The 17,668-nt window shown below is 69.7% G+C and carries 17 protein-coding genes; 8 read left to right on the forward strand and 9 right to left on the reverse strand.

Annotation, left to right across the window (positions count from 1 at the left end; translation table 11 throughout):
- The first annotated feature begins 129 nt into the window (after positions 1 to 129).
- From BSZ40_RS06000 to BSZ40_RS06015, 4 genes are read left to right on the forward strand one after another with little or no spacing between them, the layout of a single operon-like run.
- A complete protein-coding gene (locus BSZ40_RS06000) occupies positions 130 to 744 on the forward strand; it encodes a TetR/AcrR family transcriptional regulator (RefSeq protein ID WP_342741913.1) in 615 nt (204 codons plus the stop codon).
- On the forward strand, positions 741 to 2,036 hold the full coding sequence (locus tag BSZ40_RS06005; protein ID WP_073824269.1) for an MFS transporter: 1,296 nt from the start codon (positions 741 to 743) through the stop codon (positions 2,034 to 2,036). Before BSZ40_RS06000 ends, BSZ40_RS06005 begins: the two co-directional genes overlap by 4 nt.
- Positions 2,011 to 4,338, forward strand: a complete 2,328-nt coding sequence (locus tag BSZ40_RS06010; RefSeq protein WP_073824271.1) for an ABC transporter permease — start codon at positions 2,011 to 2,013, stop codon at positions 4,336 to 4,338. Before BSZ40_RS06005 ends, BSZ40_RS06010 begins: the two co-directional genes overlap by 26 nt.
- A gap of 2 nt (positions 4,339 to 4,340) precedes the next feature.
- On the forward strand, positions 4,341 to 5,081 hold the full coding sequence (locus BSZ40_RS06015) for an ABC transporter ATP-binding protein (RefSeq protein ID WP_073824272.1): 741 nt from the start codon (positions 4,341 to 4,343) through the stop codon (positions 5,079 to 5,081).
- 1 nt (position 5,082) lies between these two features.
- On the opposite strand, the gene BSZ40_RS06020 is transcribed toward BSZ40_RS06015, so the two are convergent.
- The 3 genes from BSZ40_RS06020 to BSZ40_RS06030 are packed head-to-tail and all read right to left on the reverse strand — an operon-like array spanning position 5,083 to position 8,474.
- Positions 5,083 to 6,141, reverse strand: coding sequence for a YdcF family protein (locus tag BSZ40_RS06020; protein ID WP_143180897.1), 1,059 nt, complete (start codon positions 6,139 to 6,141; stop codon positions 5,083 to 5,085).
- A 48-nt stretch (positions 6,142 to 6,189) separates the two neighbouring features.
- Positions 6,190 to 7,758: a DUF6297 family protein gene (locus tag BSZ40_RS06025; RefSeq protein ID WP_073824275.1), complete on the reverse strand. Its 1,569-nt coding sequence runs from the start codon at positions 7,756 to 7,758 to the stop codon at positions 6,190 to 6,192.
- Positions 7,755 to 8,474 (reverse strand): ABC transporter ATP-binding protein, encoded by a 720-nt coding sequence (locus tag BSZ40_RS06030; RefSeq protein WP_073824277.1) that lies wholly within the window; start codon positions 8,472 to 8,474, stop codon positions 7,755 to 7,757. The genes BSZ40_RS06025 and BSZ40_RS06030 overlap by 4 nt, the downstream gene beginning before the upstream one ends.
- A 164-nt stretch (positions 8,475 to 8,638) precedes the next feature.
- On the opposite strand from BSZ40_RS06030, the gene BSZ40_RS06035 reads away from it, so the two are divergent.
- Positions 8,639 to 9,094 carry a DUF6912 family protein gene (locus BSZ40_RS06035; RefSeq protein WP_073824278.1) on the forward strand — a complete coding sequence of 152 codons (456 nt, stop codon included), beginning with the start codon at positions 8,639 to 8,641 and terminating at the stop codon, positions 9,092 to 9,094.
- Position 9,095: 1 nt separating this feature from the next.
- Entirely contained in the window at positions 9,096 to 9,593 is a 498-nt protein-coding gene (locus BSZ40_RS06040; RefSeq protein ID WP_073824280.1) for a methylated-DNA--[protein]-cysteine S-methyltransferase, read from the forward strand.
- A gap of 49 nt (positions 9,594 to 9,642) precedes the next feature.
- Here the strand turns inward: BSZ40_RS06040 and BSZ40_RS06045 are convergent, their stop codons facing one another.
- Genes BSZ40_RS06045 through hisN form a run of 3 tightly spaced genes read right to left on the reverse strand, consistent with a single transcriptional unit; the run spans position 9,643 to position 14,817 of the window.
- Complete coding sequence (locus BSZ40_RS06045) at positions 9,643 to 12,732, reverse strand: AAA family ATPase (protein ID WP_073824281.1); 3,090 nt, start codon at positions 12,730 to 12,732, stop codon at positions 9,643 to 9,645.
- Entirely contained in the window at positions 12,732 to 13,982 is a 1,251-nt protein-coding gene (locus BSZ40_RS06050; protein WP_073824283.1) for an exonuclease SbcCD subunit D, read from the reverse strand. The genes BSZ40_RS06045 and BSZ40_RS06050 overlap by 1 nt, the downstream gene beginning before the upstream one ends.
- A gap of 31 nt (positions 13,983 to 14,013) precedes the next feature.
- Positions 14,014 to 14,817, reverse strand: a complete 804-nt coding sequence (gene hisN, locus BSZ40_RS06055; RefSeq protein WP_073824284.1) for a histidinol-phosphatase — start codon at positions 14,815 to 14,817, stop codon at positions 14,014 to 14,016.
- Between the two features lie 366 nt (positions 14,818 to 15,183).
- On the opposite strand from hisN, the gene BSZ40_RS06060 reads away from it, so the two are divergent.
- Positions 15,184 to 15,462: a hypothetical protein gene (locus BSZ40_RS06060; RefSeq protein WP_073824286.1), complete on the forward strand. Its 279-nt coding sequence runs from the start codon at positions 15,184 to 15,186 to the stop codon at positions 15,460 to 15,462.
- A gap of 11 nt (positions 15,463 to 15,473) precedes the next feature.
- Here the strand turns inward: BSZ40_RS06060 and rsrA are convergent, their stop codons facing one another.
- The 3 genes from rsrA to BSZ40_RS06075 all read right to left on the reverse strand — a co-directional run bounded on the left by rsrA (position 15,474) and on the right by BSZ40_RS06075 (position 17,032).
- A complete protein-coding gene (gene rsrA, locus BSZ40_RS06065; protein WP_073824287.1) occupies positions 15,474 to 15,713 on the reverse strand; it encodes a mycothiol system anti-sigma-R factor in 240 nt (79 codons plus the stop codon).
- A gap of 2 nt (positions 15,714 to 15,715) precedes the next feature.
- A complete protein-coding gene (locus BSZ40_RS06070; protein WP_073824289.1) occupies positions 15,716 to 16,300 on the reverse strand; it encodes a sigma-70 family RNA polymerase sigma factor in 585 nt (194 codons plus the stop codon).
- A gap of 120 nt (positions 16,301 to 16,420) precedes the next feature.
- Positions 16,421 to 17,032 carry an Imm5 family immunity protein gene (locus BSZ40_RS06075; protein ID WP_073824290.1) on the reverse strand — a complete coding sequence of 204 codons (612 nt, stop codon included), beginning with the start codon at positions 17,030 to 17,032 and terminating at the stop codon, positions 16,421 to 16,423.
- Positions 17,033 to 17,167: 135 nt separating this feature from the next.
- On the opposite strand from BSZ40_RS06075, the gene BSZ40_RS06080 reads away from it, so the two are divergent.
- Entirely contained in the window at positions 17,168 to 17,665 is a 498-nt protein-coding gene (locus BSZ40_RS06080; protein WP_073824292.1) for a DoxX family protein, read from the forward strand.
- Positions 17,666 to 17,668: the final 3 nt, after the last annotated feature.

Genomic DNA, 17,668 nt, shown 5'->3' on the forward strand with positions numbered 1-17,668 from the left:
CGCAGTGGCCGCGCTCGTTCACCGCAACATCACATTGTGCGAGCTGACCCCTTGTCCAGGCTGCTCCCTCCCCGTACTATTAGACCGACGGTCGGTCTGTAGTGGGTCGCGGCAGGATAGGAGGCAATCATGCGTGTGAGAAAGACCGCGGACGCGCGCCGGGAAGAAATCCTGGACGCCGCGCAGCAGCTGTTCATTACCAAGGGCTTCCAGGCGAGCACCATGGAAGACATTTTGCGAGCTGTGGGAATCGCCAAGGGCACTCTCTACCACCACTTCCGCAGCAAGGAAGAGATACTCCGCCAGATCGTGGCCCGCTTCGTGCGTGACTACGCCGAACGAGCGCAACAAATTGCTGACAGCCCTGCCCCCGCGCCCGAGCGGCTACTAGCGGCCCTGGCCGCGGGGCGAGCCGCAGGGGCCGATGCCGAGCTCATCGACGAGTTTCATGCCGCGGGGAACGCCGAGTTCCATGTGCTGTCTGTCGTGGAAGTGGTCCGCGCCCTCGCCCCCATCGTCGCCCGCATCATTGAAGACGGGGTCGCCGAACAGGCGTTCCACACCGACCAGCCCCGCGAAGTTGCCGAGATCATCCTGGTCTCGGCTGGGGTGCTGCTCGACGAGGGATTCTTCGTCGGCGACCAAGCGGAACAACCCCGCCGCTTGCAAGGGCTGATTTTCGCTACCGAGACGCTCCTTGGATGCCCGCGCGGCAGCTTGGCGCAGCTAGCGGGGCAACAATGAAACCGTTCCTGTTGCTGGTAGGCGGGGCGCTGATAAATGCGCTCGGCACCGGCATGACCGCATTCGCCTTGGCTGTCGTCATGTTTCAGGCGCACGGGTCGGCGAGCCTGGTGGCGGCGGTGCAACTGTGTGGGCTGGGGCCCATTGTGTTGCTGGCTCCGCTCGCGGGTGCCCTGGCCGACCGCTACGACCGCCGCACCATGATGTTGCTGGGGGACGGCGGCTCCCTGCTGGGCCTAGCCATCGTCTTCGTGGCCGCGCAGGCCCCGCAGCCCTCGCCCCTACCGGTACTTGTCGGCGTGACGCTAGCGGCCACCTTCGCCTCCTTGACGGAACCTGCGTTGCGCGCCAGCGTCACTGACTTGCTGCCGCAGTCCCGCTACCAGCAGGCGGCCGGGATGCTGCAACTGGCTGGGGCCGCCAAATTTCTCCTCGCCCCCGCGTTGGCCGGGCTGCTGCTCCCGACAGCGGGCTTGGCCACCATCCTCGCGTTGGATGCCGCCACCTGCCTAGTGACCGTGGCCTGCACCGCCGTCGTCCGCCGGGCACTAGCGAACGCGCCCCGCCCGGACGACGTCCCCGCGGACACCGCCCAACCCCACGCCTGGCGAGCAATACTCGCCACCCCGCTATTGCGCGGCCTGCTGCTGCGCCTGACCTTGGTCACCTTTGCCATCGGCTGCCTGCAGACCCTCTTCAAGCCCATGCTGCTTCCCCACTTCGGCCCCCGGGTACTGGGAACCCTCGAATCGGGGATCGCCCTCGGGCTGCTGCTCGGGGCGGTGGCACTCAGCTTGGCCCCTGCATTTCCGCCCCTCCACCTGTTGCGGGCCGCGCTGGCATTGGCCGGACTGGCTATGTGCGCCCTCGGCCTGTGGCCCGCGCTGGCCTGGGTGGCGGCCTGGGGTCTGCTCTTCTTCTTGGGCCTATCCGGGGCGAACGCGGCCGCCGAGGTGCTGGTGCGGCGGCAAGTGGACAACTCCGTGCAGGCCCGCGCCTGGGGCCTGATCAGCCTGTTGACCCAAAGCGGCTACCTGCTGGCCTATCCGCTGGCGGGCTTCCTCGCCGACCACGTGCTGACCCCCCGCCTGCAAGTCGGCGGCGCGTGGGCAAACACCCTGGGCGCCGTCTTCGGCACCGGCCCTGGCCGGGGAGCAGCTGTGCTCGTCACCGCCCTGGGACTCGTGGTTGTCCTGACCGCTGCCCGCCGCTTGCCTGCCGCCAGCGGGCAAGCGCCCATGTCCACCCATGTGAAAGGTCAAGATAATGCTCGGTCGTCTGCTCACTGCTGATCTGCGGCGGCGTCGCGCCGTCTCGGCCAGCCTGCTCGCCCTGGTCACCCTCGCGGCCACGCTCGTGGCCACCGGTGTTGGTTTGATTCTGCGCACCGCCGCGGCCATCGACGGGCTGTGGGCGGCCGCCCAGCCGCCCGACGCGGTGCAGATGACCACCGGCGAGGTAGACCCGCAGGCCATCGACGAGTGGGTAGCCACCCGCGCGGACGTGGCCGACCACCAGGTCATCACCACCTTGCCCGTGGCAGGCGCCAGCCTCACGATCAACGGACGCTCCCAGGCCGAATCGGTGCTGGAACCCGCCTTCGTCACCCCCTCGCCGCGTTTCGACTTCCTGGTCGATGCGCAGGGACGACCGGTAGATCCTGCGCCGGGCGAGGTCGTGCTGCCCGTCTACTACCTAGACACGGGCGCGGCCCAGGTGGGAGACAAGATCGAGGTGGCCAGCGCGGCTGGCCCCGTGCACCTGACCGTGCGTGACTTTGCCCGCGATGCCCAGATGAACCCGTCCCTGGTCACCTCCAAGCGCCTGGTGGTGCACGCCGACGACTTCACCCGCCTGCACGGCCAACTGGGCCCCACCGAACACCTGGTGGAGTTCCGTCTCCACCCTGGCAACAGCGCCAAGGCCCTGCTCGACGACTACGCCGCTGCCGGACTGCCCGCCACCGGCATCGCCTTGGACGGTTCCGTGTTCTGGCTCATGAACGGACTGACCACCATGCTGGTGGCGGTTGTGGCGCTGTTGGCGGCACTGCTGCTGGTAGCGGCCGCCGTCGTCGCCCTGCGCTACGCCCTGCTGGCCGCCGTCGAGGCCGACGTCCGCCAAGTGGCAACGCTGCAGGCCATCGGGGCCCCCACCCGTTTCGTCTCTCGGCTCTACCTGACGAAGTACGCCGCCCTGATCGGGGCGGGGGCACTGCTAGGTTGTTTGTCCGCCCTGCCCCTGACCCGCGCTATGGACCGCACTGTGTTGCTGTACCTGGGCCAGCCGCCGTTCACCTGGTCCCAGGTGTGGGGACCGGTAGGGGTGGTGGCGCTCCTCAGCCTGCTGGTGCTTGCCACCTGCTGGCTGGCGCTGCGGCAATTGCGCAAGCTGCCCGTGGTGGAGGCGCTGCGGCGCGGCACGCTAGCCAAGGTGCGGGTGCGGCGTTCGCGCAGCCGGTTGGTGCGCGCGCGGTTGTCCGTGCCGACGTGGCTGGGGTTGCGCTCGGCCTTGGCGCGAGGCAGTGGCCTATTGGTGGCCATTTTGGCGACCGCCCTGACGATCATGGTGGTGCCCGCCAACGTCGCCTCTACCTTCGCCCACCCCGACTTTGCCTCGTACATTGGCGTGGGAGCGGGAGCGGATGTGCGCCTTGATGTGCGGGAGGGCGACGTCGACTTCGCTGCGCTGACCGAGCAGCTGTCCGCCGACCCGCAGGTCACCAAGACGGCCGCCCTGGTCAGCCGCCAATACGAGATGCTCTCCAGCGACGGGCAGTGGGAGACCGTGGTTGTCGAGGGTGGGGAGCACGCCACCTTCCCGTTGCGCTACCAGAGCGGTGGTGCCCCCACCACGCCCACCGAGATCGCGCTGTCAGCTAACCAAGCCGACGCTGTGGGCGCCGAGGTCGGGCAGCAGGTGCAGCTGCGGGCCGTGCAGACCGGCCCCGCCGAACCGCCCGCTAGCACGCTGACCGTCTCCGGTATCTACCAGGATCTCACCAACGGCGGGCGCACCGCGAAGGGAGAACCGGCGGTGGCGGCCCCGCCGGTGTGGCAGCTGGCCTACGTGGCGTTGGCCGCCGACGTCGACCCGGCCACCTGGGCAGCCCAGATGCGTGCCGCCTATCCCTCCATCAAGGTCACCGAGATCGCCCGCTACGCGGACCAGACGCTGGGGGCCACCAGCCGCCAGCTGAGTGTTGTCGCCACGGTGGCCTGCGGCGCTGCCCTAGCCCTGGCCTTCCTCATTACGGCGCTGTTTACCGTGCTCAGTGTGGCCCGCAGCCGCGCCGATATTGCCCTGCAGCGGGCCCTGGGGATGCGGCGGCGCGACATAGCTGGCCAATTCCTGCTGCGCACGGGCGTGCTGGCACTGGTCGGTATCGGCATCGGCCAGTTGGTGTCCCTCACCCTCGGGCAGCGTGCTTTCGCCGCGTTGTTGGGCTCCTTTGGGGCCCCCGGCGTGCGCTTCTTGCCAACAGCATGGGTGGTGTGGGGCGTCCTGCCCGCCGCGCTGTTGTTAACCACTTTGGCGGCGGTCGGCCTGGCCCTGCGTCCCGTGCGCACCAGCAAACTTCTAGGAGAGGAATAAACATGACCAGCAACCACGTCCTGCAAGCCCGCTGCCTGGTGAAGGACTGGCAAAGTCGAGTGCTGCACGGCATCGACCTAGATATCGCCGAGGGGGATTTCGTGGCCATCATGGGACCCTCCGGCTCCGGCAAATCGACACTTCTGCACCTGCTGGCGGGCATGGATCAACCGACCGAGGGCACGGTCACCCTGGCAGGCCAAGAGCTCGCGGGCCTGAATCCGAGCGAGCTGGCGCAGGTGCGACTTACCCGCCTCGGCTTTGTCTTCCAACAACCCCACTTCCTGCCGACCTTGTCCCTGCTCGATAACGTTGCCCTGCCGGGCCTGCTGGCTAAGCGGCGTTCCCGTGCCGAGGTAGCGGCCCGCGCCCAGACGCTGCTGCAGCAGCTAGGAATCGGGGACTTAGCGGACCGAGCCGTGACTGAGGTGTCGGGTGGGCAGCTGCAGCGGGCGGGCATCTGCCGGGCACTCATTAACGAGCCCGCGGTCGTCTTCGGGGACGAGCCGACGGGAGCCCTGAACTCGGCAACCGCCGCGCAAATTCTCACCGAGCTGGAGACCATTAACGCGGCGGGCACCACCATGGTGTTGGTGACGCACGACCCGCAGGTAGCGGCCCGGGCCGCGCGGGTATTGGTGCTCGCCGACGGGCGCCTTGTGCAGGATATGCAGTTGAGCGGGAACGACCGGGCCGCCCGCCTGGCATGCGTCACTGGGGCGCTGGCAGCGTGCGGAGTGTAGGTCACTGACCTGCCCAGTACAGCAGCAGCATGCCGAGGGTCAGCAGCCCGACGCTCACCCCCGCAAAGAGGTTCACGCGCGGCCGGTAGGTCACGACCGCGACGTACTCCCGGAGCCAAGCGTTGGGGACGAAGTAGAAGGCGGTGCGGGCCGGTGCCACCGTCCAGGTCAGACCGAGATCGGAGGCCAACAGGGCGGTGCGGGCGGCGTGATACGACGACGTCACCACCAACACCCGCTGCGGGGCGGCGGGGTGCGCGGCCAGCAGTTCGCGGGTGAACCGGAGGTTCTCGCGCGTGGTGCGGGACTTGTCCTCCACCAGCAGGCGCGCGGGATCGACACCGCGCTGGAGCGCGTACTCGGCCATGGCGGCTGCCTCCGCGCGTGGCTCGTCGGGGCCTTGCCCGCCCGAGAGCACCAGCAAGGGCTGGCGGCCTTGGTGCTGTTGCTGCCGCAAGATGGCCAGGGCACGGTCGACGCGGGAGCGCAGCAGCGGCGGCAGTTGGCCATTTATCAGTCCGCTGCCGAGCGCGACGATGGCGTCAGGCTGCGGGGTGGCGCGATAGCCGCCCCGCCAGCGCTGGATGAAGCTTTGCAGGAACAGGATGAGCAGCAGGGTGCTTAAGTACATCGCCACCAGCAGGGCGCTGATGAGGAGGACGACGGCGATACCCGGCGCGAAGCTGAGAATGAGGACGGACACGACGGGGGTGGCTAGCACCCCCACCCCCAGGAAGAGGGGGAGCAGGTTGCCGGGGTGCAGGCCCTCGCGGCGGGCCATGGTCAGGCCATTGGCCACCAGGAGCAGGGGGACCATGAGAGCACTGAGGATGAACGTGGTGCCGAGCAGGAGCTGCATTACCTCCCGCCAGCCATACCATTCGGCGACCCACCCGACTAGATCCACCAAAGCGAAAAACAGCAGCAGTGCGAAGAAGCCATTACGCAGACGGCGGTGATCTCGCCGCACCGAGCACCACAAGCCCCCTGCCCCAAGGGCCACGAGGAAGCCAGAGGTGGTCAATCCCCACCAAAGCTGGGCATGCGAAATGGCCTCCAAGCGTTCCCCCTCAAATTAGCTAGTTCGTGTTGGTCGTTACGGTTGATCCTAATTGGCGTCCGCCGCCACCTGTAGCCCCACCCCGAGGGCCAGCAAGGTGCACACCGCCTGGATCCCCACCAGGAGGGGGACGGCGGGAGCCCCGAGCAGGAGGAGACTGGCGGGCAAGCCAGCCACGAGACCGGCGAGCGGCACCGCCAACAGCATCTGCGCCAACCCCGGCGGTAAGGAACCAAAGGGGGAGGGCACCAGCCCGACCGAGAAGTCCGGCATGGGGCGAAAACCGGTGAAGAGCACCGCCCCACCCCAGGCCAGGCCAGCCAACGTCACCAGCGCAACCACTCCCAGGGGTGAGCCCGCTAACACGAAGGCACAGCCAGCCACCTCGACCTCCTGGCGAGTAGCGGCCGCACCCAACCGGGGACCCAAAGTGACCGCCACCCAGGCGGTCATGCCGACCACGGGCACCACCAAGTGCCCGACCGCCACGGTGAACGGCCCAGCGGGCCAGCGGTGGTCCGCGCTCGGATCGAACCAGGCCTGCCGCGCGGGCGCCGCCAACGCCAGCAGCAAAACCAGACCCGCCACCAGGTGGCAGCCCACCAGTTGGAAGCGCGGCAACTGCGGAGCCAGGTGCGGCAATGCCGCCAAAAGCAGACTGATCGCCACCTGAGCCAGCCGGAAGGACTGGCGTCGTAGCTGCAACCAGTCGGCGGCCGCCACCGCACAGATCACACGCGCGGGGCGCGGCAGGCCCCGGGCAGCCCGCAAACCTCGGAAACGTGCGGGCGCAGCGGGCGGCTGCGGGCGGGGCGCCAACATGCGCCCCAAGGCGCGCGTATCGAGGGACAGCAGCGACACGTGCGCCCCAAAGGAGCGAGCCGCTCCCGCCAGGAGCTGGGCGTCGGGCAGGCGGGCCAGGTGCGGCGCCACCGCCGCCCGCCACCGCCCGAAGGAGATGACGGCCAGCACCACCGCCGCCCCAACCAGTCCCGGCCAGGCCCCGGAGCGCGGCAGCGGGAACAGGAAACTGGCCGCCAGGCAGGCGCTCGCGGCGCCTGCCAGGGTGAGGCTGGGCCAGGGGGTGGCACGATCACGCACCTGCTCGCGAATTAGTTCACCCGCCAGCAGCACGGTGGTGGCGGCCCCCAGGGCCAACCAGCCGCCCAGGTCCGGCAGGCTCACCCCGAGCACCAAGCTGACGGCGGTGGCAGTGGCCAGCCCGGTGCTGGCCGCCGCCCCCACCACCAGGCGGGTAGCGGGCAGGAACAGGCCAGTCCGCTCGCCAGGCAACCCCAGCCACCAGGCAACCTCGAAGGGACGCAGGAATAGGGGACCCAGGCGGCGCGCCGGGCTGAGGGCCGCCAATAGTCCCAGGCAGGCAACGCCGACCATCAGCCACCCGGGATCGGCAACCGCCAGCCCGGTGGCGGCGGGGCCTGCGCTCGTCAGGCGACCCAGGTGCGGTAAGACGAGCGCGGCAAGGATGGCCAAGGCGAGGACGGAAATGTATATGTCGCCCAGCAGCGCCCAGGGGCCACGGGCGTGCCGTCGAGTGTGCTGGGCCGTCCAGGCGACGATTTGCTCCCCGGTGGGGAAGTCGGCGACCGCGCTCACAGCGTGCCCTCGGTGATTGCCGCAACGGCCCCAGCAACATCGGTGAGGGTGGTGCGTTCGCCGACGACTAGGGCCGCCTGGGCGCACGCAGCCACCAGGTCGGGGTCGTGGCTGACGAGGACGACGGCGCCCCCGTCGGCCGCTTCCTCCGCCAGGCGTCGCCCTAGGTGACGGCGCGTGGCGTGGTCGAGGCGCTGCTCCGGTTCGTCCAGGAGCAGCAGTTGCCGCGGGCGGGCCAGCACCGCGGTCAGCGCCAGGCGGCGGCGCTGCCCGGAGGACAGCTGATCGGGGAGGGAATTGGCCAGCCGGGCCAGCCCAAACTCGGTCAGCAGGGAGGTGGTGACGTCGGCGGTGTTGGCCACCCCGTGGCCGTAGCACACCAGCTCCAGGTGCTCGCGCACCGTGAGGGAGGGAAAGAACGACTCTGTCTGCATGTCGCTGGCCACCTCGGCGCGCTGCGCGGCACGGCGCGGATCCGGGAGGCGTCCCAGGAGCCGCACTTGCCCGTTAAGGGCCGGTTGCAGCCCGAAGCAGGTGCGTAGCAGCGTAGATTTGCCGCTGCCGTTGGCCCCCACGACGGCCAATACTTGCCCGGGGAAGACGGCGAAAGAAGCGGCCCCACACACGGCATTGTCGCCGTAGCCGACTTGCAGGTCGCGGGCCTGGAGGAGGGCATCGGCGGCAAAGTCAGGGGGCAGGGCACGAGAGGAACGCATGTGGCCAGTTTTCCAGAGGGGTTGTGGGGCGCGGATCGTGCTGCGGAACGAAGCAAATGGCACCTGCGGCGGAAAACAGGGGTGCGATGGCAGCAGAGTAGCCCCCTTTGGCCCGCCCGGCGCGCCCTGCTCCCGAGCTAGGGCGGGGCTGCCAGACTGGGGGTATGCGCGTTTATCTTGCTGCCGCCCCCGCCGCCTTGGTCGCTCCGCAGTTGGAGGCCGAGATCGTCTACGCAGTCACCCCGGCCCTGGCCGCGGTTTTCCCGGACGATGACGAGGAAGAGCTGGAGGCGATTGCCGCGCTGTGTGCCGCAGAGCTGTCGCTCAGCCTGCTGGGGGCAGGCCCGGCGCGCCGTCTGGTGGTGGCCGCCGACGTCGAGCCGGAGCGTCTGCGGGAGGTGACCGACCGGGAGGACCTGTACACGGGGGCACTGGCACTGGACGGTCCCGTGGCGTGGGAGGAGGCGGTATCGCTGCACCTGGATGATGTCGCCGCCGAGGAGGCGGTGCGGGCGGCCCGTAGCCAGCCGGAACGCGCCGACGAGCTGTTGGCGGAGCACGACCTGCTGTGGTTCGACATCTCCGAACGCGGCAAGGTCGCGGCGAGCCTGGGGCTGTGACATGAGCCGCCGACACACCCGCTTACCGTCGGCGCTGGGTGAGTTGACGCTGGTGGCGGACGGGTCGGCGCTGGTGGGTTGCTTTTTCCCCGGACAGCGGCACGACGGCGGGCCGCAGCTGCTGGCGGCGGAGGATCCGGTGCTGGCGGCCGCCGCCCAACAGTTGACCGAGTATTTCTCTGGCCAGCGCCGCGTTTTCGAGTTGCCGTTGCCGCCGCTGGGGGAGAGTTTCGAGGAGCGCGTGTGGGCGCTGCTGCGCGACATCGACTACGGCCGCACCGTCACGTACGGACAGATCGCCGAGCAGGTGGGCGGGCGTGGCTACTCGCAGCGGGTCGGGCAGGCGGTGGGTCGCAACCCGTGGTCGATCATCGTGCCCTGCCACCGGGTGATCGGGGCCGACGGCTCCCTGACCGGGTACGCTGGCGGCCTGCACCGGAAGCGAGCGTTGTTGGAGCTCGAAGGGGTGCTCCCGAGCGCGGCCGACCGGCTCTTTTAACGGCGCTGTCCGGGCGGGCCGGGGTGCTGCCTGGTGGGAAACCGCACCGTTAACCCGTCTCGCGGCTGCCGTCGCCCGCCGTGACGGTCAGGGTCGAACCCGTGGGGGTGCGGTGCACCGTGATCCGGTCGGCGATGCGCTGGGCCAGCTCTGCCACGTGGCTGATAACCCCGACGGTACGGCCACCCCGCTGCAGGGCCTGCAACTGCGTCATGACCTCGTCCAGGGTGGCCGGATCCAACGAGCCGAAGCCCTCGTCGATAAAGAGCGTCTGGATGTCTATGCCGCCCGCTTCGGCCCGCACGACATCGGCCAAAGCCAAAGCCAAGCAGAGGGAAACGTAGAAGGTCTCGCCCCCCGACAGGGTGTGGGGATTGCGTTGCTGCCCGCCCGCGAAGTGGTCCACCACGCTCAGGCCCAGGCCGCCCAAGCGGGCGCGCTGCCCGCCCTCTGTGTTGGTGCGCAGCAGCTCGTAACGCCCCGCCGAGATGGCGGCGATGCGCGGGTTGGCGGCGGCCAGGACCTCGTCAAAACGTTCCAACAGCACGAACGTATCGAGGGGCACCGCTAATTGGTTGGTGGGCCGGGCCACGGCTAGCTCCGCCACCCACAGCAGCGCCTCGGCCTGCGCGCGGGCGCGGGCGCGGTCCCGCAGGGCGGCGGCCAGCTCCCGGTAGGCTGCGCGGGCGGTAGCCAGTTGGCGGGCGGTGGCGGCCTGCTCGGCCCGCGCTTGGTCGGCCGCCGCCGCTGCGGCTGTGGCCCGGGCGCGTAATTCCTCCAGGTGCGGGGACGGCGCGGCGAGGGCCGCCTGCAGGGCCGGCTCCGCCAGCGCCGCGGCCACTTCGTGCCTGCCTTGTTCGTGTGTCGCGACCTCCGCCTCCAGCTCGGCCAGGAGCGCGTCCGGGACGGTGGCCGCCGCGGCCTCTGCCAGCGAGGCGAAGTCGCTGTCGGCCAGCTCCGCGGCCACCCGCTGCTCGGCCGCCGCCAGGCTGGTCGTCGCCTGCCGCGCTGTGTCGAGGGCGCGCTGGGCGGCGCGCAGAGCCGCGACTTCCTGCCGCTGCGCTTCCAAATGGGCGGCAACCGATTCGAAGGCTCCGCGCGCCGCCTCCACCTCCGCTGCGTTCCGCTCGTGGGCGGCCTGCAGCTCGCGCAGCGTGCCCGCCAGCTCGCCCTGCTGGGTGGCGAGGTCGGTGAGTTCCTCGCCGAGCTGCCCGTCGCGCTCGGTCAAACGCTGCAACTCGGTGGTCAATTCCGCCACGTGGTCAGCGGCCTGCTGGCAGTCGGTCAGGGCCTGGGTGGCCGCCGCTTGGCGGTCCGCGGCCTGTGCGGCATCCGCCCCGCCGGTTTGGGCGGCCCAACGCTCCACCGCCAGCTGCCGGGCGTGCAGTTGCGCGGCTGCTGCCTGGTGGGCCTGCAGCGCCGCCTCGGCGGCGTCGTTGCGGGTGTCAACGTCGGCGCGGGTCACCGGCGCATCCCCGGGGGCCGCCGGGGCCGGGTGCTCCCGGGAACCACAGACCGGACACGGGCGGCCAGCCTCCAGCTCGGCTGCCAGGTTGGCGGCCTGCGTCGTCAACCAGCCTTCCAGGGCGGCGTGGGCCGCCTGCCGGGCCTGTGCGAGGGCGGTCGCGGCATGCTCCGCCTGCTGCTCGGCTGCGACCAGTGCCGCGCTGGCGTGCGCGTGCTCCTGGAGCGCCGCCACCTGTTCCTGTACCGCGGTCAGCTCGGCTTGCGCGCTGGGCATCCGGGCGGCGGCGCGGCGGGCGGTCTCGCGCTGCTCTTCGATCGCGGTGCGGTGGGCAGGCAGCGCGGCACGTTCCGCCTGCCGCTCAGCCAGGAGGGCGGAGAGCTCAGCGTGGCGCTGAGCGTCGGCGGTCAACTGGGCGGCCTGCGCGGGCAGGAGCGCCTCCCGTTTGGCCGCCGCCTCCAGTTCTGCCCCGCGGGCGGCGCGGGCTTCGAGGGCCGCCGCCAAGCTTTCGCCCGCTAGCGCGAGTTGCTCCGGGGTGGGCCAAGTTGCCTGCTCCGGCGGGTCCGCGGCCGTTGGCCCCCCGGCCACCAGCGGCCGGGGGAGCAGGTCACCCAGTTGCCTGTCGGCGGTCCGCAGCTGGGCCAAACAGTCCGCCGCGGTGGTCCGGGCGGCAGCGGCCTCCTGGGCGGCCTGGCAGACAGGAGTGGCGGCGTGGTGGCGAGTGATTCGCTGATTTACGGCAGCGATGTGCGGCTCGGCGGCCGCCAGCTCTGCCTGCCGGGCGGTCAGTTGCCGACCGCGGGCCTGCAACTGGGCGCACTGCTCGCCTGTGGCGGCAGCGGCAGCGGTGGCGACGGCGTCGGCGGTGGCAGCTTCCGCCGTGCCCTGCAGCCGAGCGGCTTGCTCCGCGAGTTCGGTCACCACGGTGGCGGCGCCCTCCACCCCAGGCGCGAGACCTGCCTGCGCCGCAGCCCGCAGGAACTCGGTCCGCCCCGGGCTCGCCCCGGCGACCTGGCCGAGAGCCCCGGCCCGTTCGCTCAGCACGAGGCGGGCGGCGTCGTCGTCCCGCTGGGCCTGCCGGGCCCGCGCCGCCAGGTCTTCCTGCAGGCGGGTGTAGAGGCCAGTGTCGAAGACCTGGGCCAGGAGCTTCTTGCGTTCCTCCGGCTTGGCGTGCAGGAACTGGGCGAACTGTCCCTGCGGCAGGATCGCGGTCTGGGTGAACTGCGCCTTGGTGAGCCCAATGATGGCCGTCAGCTCGCTGCCGATCTCCTGCAGCGAGGTGGAGACCAGCTCGCCTGAGGCGGTGGGGGAGGCCAGCCGCCAGAGCTGGCCCGCGGCTTTCTGCGGGGTCAGTCCCGCCCCGCGCCGCTTGGGGCGGGCATACTCCGGGCTCCGACGCACCCGATAGCAGGCCTGCGGGGTGGAGAACGTCAACTCGACATAAGTGTCGATGTCCGGGGTGGCGTGCTGGGACCGCAGGCGCTGCTTATCGGCCTGCGCGCCCGCCACGTCTCCGTACAGGGCAAAAGTCACCGCGTCTATCAACGTCGACTTACCTGCCCCCGTTGGGCCCGTCAGCAGGAACAAGCCAGCCGGGGCGAGGGCGTCGAAGTCGACCACGTGACGGCCCGGGAACGGCCCGAGCGCCGCAAACTCCAGCCGGTGCAGGCGCATCAGCGCACCGCCTCGTAGCTCGCGCGCACCTCGGCCAACTCGACGGTCGTAGCAGGCCGCCCACCGACCTCCGCCAGGAAGCCCGCCACCACCTGCACCGGGTCGCGGCCCGGCCCGGGGGCGACGGAGGAGGCAGCCTGCGGTGTGGGTAGTGCAGGCGGCGCGTGTCGCACGACCAGGGCGTGGGGAAAGACCTCCCGTACGCGTCCCACCAGCTCGCGGGGGCGGGCCGCATCCGTCACCTCCACCGAGACAAAAGCCGAACGGTGCGCCGCGTGGGCCGGGGACAGCAGCTCGGCCAACGGTCCCCGCAGCACCGCTAGTCGCCGCCACACGGGGGTAGGCACCGCGGTCAGGCGCACCGCCCCACCGCGCTCCCCCAACTCCACCAGCGACACCGACTTGGTGTCCTGCCATTCCGAGAAGGAAAACGCCAGCGGTGAGCCGCTGTAGCGGGCCAGCTGCCCGCCCGGGGGGCGGGCAGGTCCCACCCACTGCGGGCGATGCAAGTGCCCGAGAGCCAGGTAATCCGGGGCCCAGCCGGTGGCGGGCGACAACGCCTCCAAGGGTGCAAAGTCCACGCCCCCCACCCGAATGTCCCGCTCCGAATCGCTGGTTCGGCCGCCCACCACAAACGCGTGCGCGCTCACCACTACCGGTAGCCCGGCCCAGTGCGGGTGGGTGGCCAGTTGCCGGGCGTGGGCGGCCGCAATCCGGCGGTGGGCCGCCTGCAGGACAGCAGCATGGGAACGCGCCAGCGCCCCGGTCCCTGCGTCATCAGCCGCCTGCCGCCTGTCCTCGCTAGCCGCCTGTGGGTCGCTGCCCGCCAACTGTAGGCGGGCCCAATCCGGTTCCAGGTAGGGCAGCGGGTAGATCAGCGCCCCCACCTGGCCCGCACCGTTTGGCAGCGCCACCGCCCGCCCGACGTCGGTCACCCGCGCCCGCATCACCAGTCGCTCGGTCAACAGGCCCTGGCCGAACGCCAGCCTGCCTGCCGAGTCGTGATTGCCGGGGGTGAGAAGGACGCGAGTGCGGGCGCAGAGACGGGCCAGGGCGTCGTCCACCAGCGCCACCGCCTCCACCGGCGCAATAGCCCGATCGAAAATATCGCCCGCCACGAGCAGGGCGTCTGGCTGTTCCTGGTCCACCAGTTCGCACAGGAAATCGAAGAACTGTGCGTGTGCCGCCGACAAATCGGCGCCGTGCAGACTCCGGCCGACATGCCAATCGGAGGTGTGGATGATGCGCATGGCCTGACGTTAGCGTGCCCGGCCTACATTCTCAGTCCGTGCCGGGCGCGAGCCACACCAGGACATCGTCGTGCAGGAGCCCGTTCGTAGCCAGCGCACTGTCGCCGAAGGGACCGTCGGTGCCCTCCAGGTCCGTGAATCGGCCGCCGGCCTCCGTGACGATCGGTACGAGGGCCGCCATATCGTGCAATGCCAGTTCCGGTTCGCAGGCGATGTCCACCGCGCCTTCCGCCACCAGCATGTAAGAGTAGAAGTCACCGTAGGCGCGGGTGCGCCAGCATTCCTCCGACAACCCCAGAAAGCCCCGCAGGCTGCCGCGCTGTGCCCACCCGCCGAGGGAGGAATAGGACAGCGACGCATCGGCGACCTGCGCGACTTGCGAGACCCGCAGGTTGCGGCCCTTGGAGAAGGACCGACCGGTCTGCGCCCCGCCGCCCTTCATCGCCCACCAACGCCGCTGCAGTGCCGGGGCCGAGACCACCGAGACCACCGGTTGGCCATCCTCCACTAGGGCGATCAACGTCGCCCACACCGGCACCCCGCGCACGAAGTTCTTCGTCCCGTCGATCGGGTCGATGATCCACTGCCGCGACGAGTGCCCCGTCGTGCCGTACTCCTCGCCCACGATCGCGTCGCGGGGCCGGGTCCGGGCCAGCTGATCCCGGATCATCTCCTCGGCTCGCCGGTCCGCATCCGACACCGGTGTCAGATCCGGCTTGGCTTCTACCACCAGATCGTCGGCCAGGAAACGGGACATCGTCAACGCATCGATCTGATCAGCAATCACGTGCGAGAGCCGCAGGTCGTCAATGTATCCACGATCAATCAGGGCCATGTGTTGAATCTAGCGGGCCGTGGACGGCGGCGCGCTCTGCCGCGCCGGGCAAAGTAGCCACCCCGGCCGGGCGGCCGCTTGGTGGTAGCGACCGACCGGGGGCGGGGTTAGTCTGGGGCGCACACCCGACAATGAGGAGAGGGAGGAACGTTCGTGGCGCACGTGCGGAGGGCGAAATGCACTAGGGCGTCAGCCCAGCTGCGGGCCGCGTGTTTGTTGAGCGGCCTGGGATTAGTGGCTCTTGGCGGCTGCGGCAGTGAACCGGAGACGACGGCCGCCACCGTTTCCCCGGTGGCTAGTAGCGCCAGCCCAAGCCCGACGTCTCCCGTCACGCCGCGCCCTTCACCGACTGCCACCGGACAACCGATGGGAGAAAACGCCAATGAACCAATCCTGCTGGGCACGACGCTGCCACCGTTGGTTTACGGCGAGCACAACGTCACCCTCGTGGAGGTGCGCGACGGGTCCGTGACCCTGTGGGCCCTGGAGGCGGAGCATCAGCTACAGGTGGGGCAGACCGCGAATCTCCCGGGCATCGGTGAACTGACGCTGCTAGAGACTTTCCCGGAGACGGCGGACGCAGACAGCGGCCCAATCTCCGGCGGGGGCGCGACGGCGGCCTTCACTTTCCAGCCCGCCCCGTAGCGGCAGCGCGGTCAGGCCTGCATCCGCAGCACGGTCAACTGCTCGACGATCCGCACCCGCAGGGTCTCGGGGGCCTGCTCGCAGCAGCACCGCTTCAAAATGGCGCGCAGATGTAGCTCGGCATCGGCCAGCTCGTGGCAGTGGCCGCACTCGTCTAGGTGCTGGGCGAGGCGATCCAGGAGGTCGGCATCAAGCTCCGCGTCGAGAAACGCGAACAGGTTCGCCACGAGTTCTTCGCATTCGGACTTCATGCTCACGACGCCATCTCCTTCACGTAGTCGGCGAGCTGGGCTCGCAATTGAGCGCGCCCGCGGTGCAGACGCGACATGACGGTGCCGATGGGGGTGCCCATAATCTCGGCGATCTCTTTGTAGGAAAAGCCCTCCACGTCGGCCAGGTAGACGGCCATGCGGCGATCCTCGGTCAGCGAGGCCAGGGCGTCGCGGATGACATCGTCCCCGATGGCGTCCAGGGCATCGGCCTCGGCGGACCGCAGGCCCGTTGAGGTGTGCGACGCGGCCCGGGCCAGCTGCCAGTCCTCCACCTCCGCCGCGTCGGACTCTTGCGGTCGCCGCTGCTTCTTGCGGTAGTTGGTGATGAACGCGTTGGTGAGGATGCGATACAGCCACGCCTTGATGTTGCTGCCGTCCTGGTACTGCGCGAACGCCGAGTAGGCCTTGGCGAAGGTCTCTTGCACGAGGTCTTCGGCGTCGGCCGGGTTGCGGGTCATGCGTAGGGCCGCGCCGTAAAGCTGGTCCAGCAACGGCAGCGCGTCGCGCTCGAACCGGGCGGACAGGTCGGCAGCACTGGCGGAGCGAGAAGGAGAAAGGTCAGTCATCGCTCCCGAGCCTAACCTGATCCGCACCGGGGGCGGAAGCCGCCGGGCGGCAGGCAAAGTAAGGCAGGGCATGTGAGGGCCAACGCGGCGACTTTCCGTTTATTCCCCGGCGCGCGGCGGTTAGCTGACGACGTCGATGGCGGCCACCTGCGGCACGGCCTGTGTCAGGTACCACCGCCAGAAACCTCGGCGGGCTTCCACATCGATGGTAGGCGGGTGCTGCCAATTCATGCCCCCAAAAGCAGCGGCGCACAGGTAGCTGCTTTCGTAACTGTCGGGACCCAGCTCATCGTCGTCAGCTATCTCGTCGACGATGTCGAAGCGGGGGTCGTGGCTGGCTGCCGCGCGCACGATCTTCACTGCGGCGTCTGCGACAAATACTGCAGGCTCAGTGACATCGTCGAATTCCTCCGTCTGCAGAAGGCTCTGCCAGAAGCGGGTGGCGGCGAGGTCAGCCTCGTTGCCGTCGACCAGTCCCGCCTCAACTTTCCGTGCCAATTCCAGATACTCGCTGACCCGATTGTCATCCGGGAAGGCCCGGTACCAAAAACTCAGACTGTGTTCCACGCAAGCTGCCTTCAGGGCCCACAGGCGTCGGCAACTCACAGGATCGTCGCCCGGCACGATGAGTGCGGACCAGACACGGCGTCGGCTGGGGAGCGGCAGTATCCCGCGTGGGTGGGTTTCCAGCAGGGTTTGCGCCTCTGCGAGGGAGGTGGACAGCTTCATCATGCGCCTTTCTCATGTTGGTGCCACCGGATTACGTGTGTTTTGTGCGGGGGGAAGCACCCCCACCCAGCCCCCTTTTTGCCCTCGACAGGTGAGTTTGGGTGGCGCTGGCGGCGCAGGTGGAGTACCAATTGACCTATGACTCTTCTAGCACGCCTTGCCCGCCCGCTGTTGGCCGCCCCCTTCATTAAGGATGGCATCGACGCCATCCTGCATCCGGAGGACCACGTGGACAGGTTCATGGAGGCGGCCACTTCGCTGGAGAAGGTCGGGGTGCCCCCGGTCATGCGGTCTGACGCCCAGCTGCTGACCCGCGCCGCCGGGGTGGTCTCCGTGGGGGCCGGTCTGATGCTGGCCACCGGGCGGCGCCCGCGCACGGCCGCGCTGGTCCTGGCGGGCATGAACGCAGTGTTGACCGCGGTGAAGAACCCGGTGTGGGAAACCAGCACACGGCGCGAACGTAACGAACAGTGGGTCGGGATCGCCCAAGGGGCGGCCCTGACTGGCGGGTTGCTGCTGGCGGCCGGGGACCGGGGTGGCAAGCCATCCCTGAACTGGCGCCTGGGCAATTGGCGGGACCACCGGGCCGCGCTGCGCGCCCAGAAGCAACACCTGCGGGAAAAGTACACCGCTTGAACG

Source organism: Buchananella hordeovulneris, assembly GCF_001907235.1.
Lineage (GTDB): Bacteria > Actinomycetota > Actinomycetes > Actinomycetales > Actinomycetaceae > Buchananella > Buchananella hordeovulneris.

Excerpts from the sequence above, each read along its gene's own strand:
- BSZ40_RS06015 (WP_073824272.1), top strand. The coding sequence starts at position 4,341 with ATGACCAGCAACCACGTCCTGCAAGCCCGCTGCCTGGTGAAGGACTGG.
- BSZ40_RS06060 (WP_073824286.1), top strand. The coding sequence starts at position 15,184 with ATGGGAGAAAACGCCAATGAACCAATCCTGCTGGGCACGACGCTGCCA.
- BSZ40_RS06075 (WP_073824290.1), bottom strand. The coding sequence starts at position 17,032 with ATGATGAAGCTGTCCACCTCCCTCGCAGAGGCGCAAACCCTGCTGGAA.
- BSZ40_RS06030 (WP_073824277.1), bottom strand. The coding sequence starts at position 8,474 with ATGCGTTCCTCTCGTGCCCTGCCCCCTGACTTTGCCGCCGATGCCCTC.
- BSZ40_RS06010 (WP_073824271.1), top strand. The coding sequence starts at position 2,011 with ATGCTCGGTCGTCTGCTCACTGCTGATCTGCGGCGGCGTCGCGCCGTC.
- BSZ40_RS06040 (WP_073824280.1), top strand. The coding sequence starts at position 9,096 with ATGAGCCGCCGACACACCCGCTTACCGTCGGCGCTGGGTGAGTTGACG.
- BSZ40_RS06005 (WP_073824269.1), top strand. The coding sequence starts at position 741 with ATGAAACCGTTCCTGTTGCTGGTAGGCGGGGCGCTGATAAATGCGCTC.
- BSZ40_RS06000 (WP_342741913.1), top strand. The coding sequence starts at position 130 with ATGCGTGTGAGAAAGACCGCGGACGCGCGCCGGGAAGAAATCCTGGAC.
- BSZ40_RS06080 (WP_073824292.1), top strand. The coding sequence starts at position 17,168 with ATGACTCTTCTAGCACGCCTTGCCCGCCCGCTGTTGGCCGCCCCCTTC.
- BSZ40_RS06070 (WP_073824289.1), bottom strand. The coding sequence starts at position 16,300 with ATGACTGACCTTTCTCCTTCTCGCTCCGCCAGTGCTGCCGACCTGTCC.
- BSZ40_RS06050 (WP_073824283.1), bottom strand. The coding sequence starts at position 13,982 with ATGCGCATCATCCACACCTCCGATTGGCATGTCGGCCGGAGTCTGCAC.
- rsrA (WP_073824287.1), bottom strand. The coding sequence starts at position 15,713 with ATGAAGTCCGAATGCGAAGAACTCGTGGCGAACCTGTTCGCGTTTCTC.
- hisN (WP_073824284.1), bottom strand. The coding sequence starts at position 14,817 with ATGGCCCTGATTGATCGTGGATACATTGACGACCTGCGGCTCTCGCAC.
- BSZ40_RS06035 (WP_073824278.1), top strand. The coding sequence starts at position 8,639 with ATGCGCGTTTATCTTGCTGCCGCCCCCGCCGCCTTGGTCGCTCCGCAG.
- BSZ40_RS06045 (WP_073824281.1), bottom strand. The coding sequence starts at position 12,732 with ATGCGCCTGCACCGGCTGGAGTTTGCGGCGCTCGGGCCGTTCCCGGGC.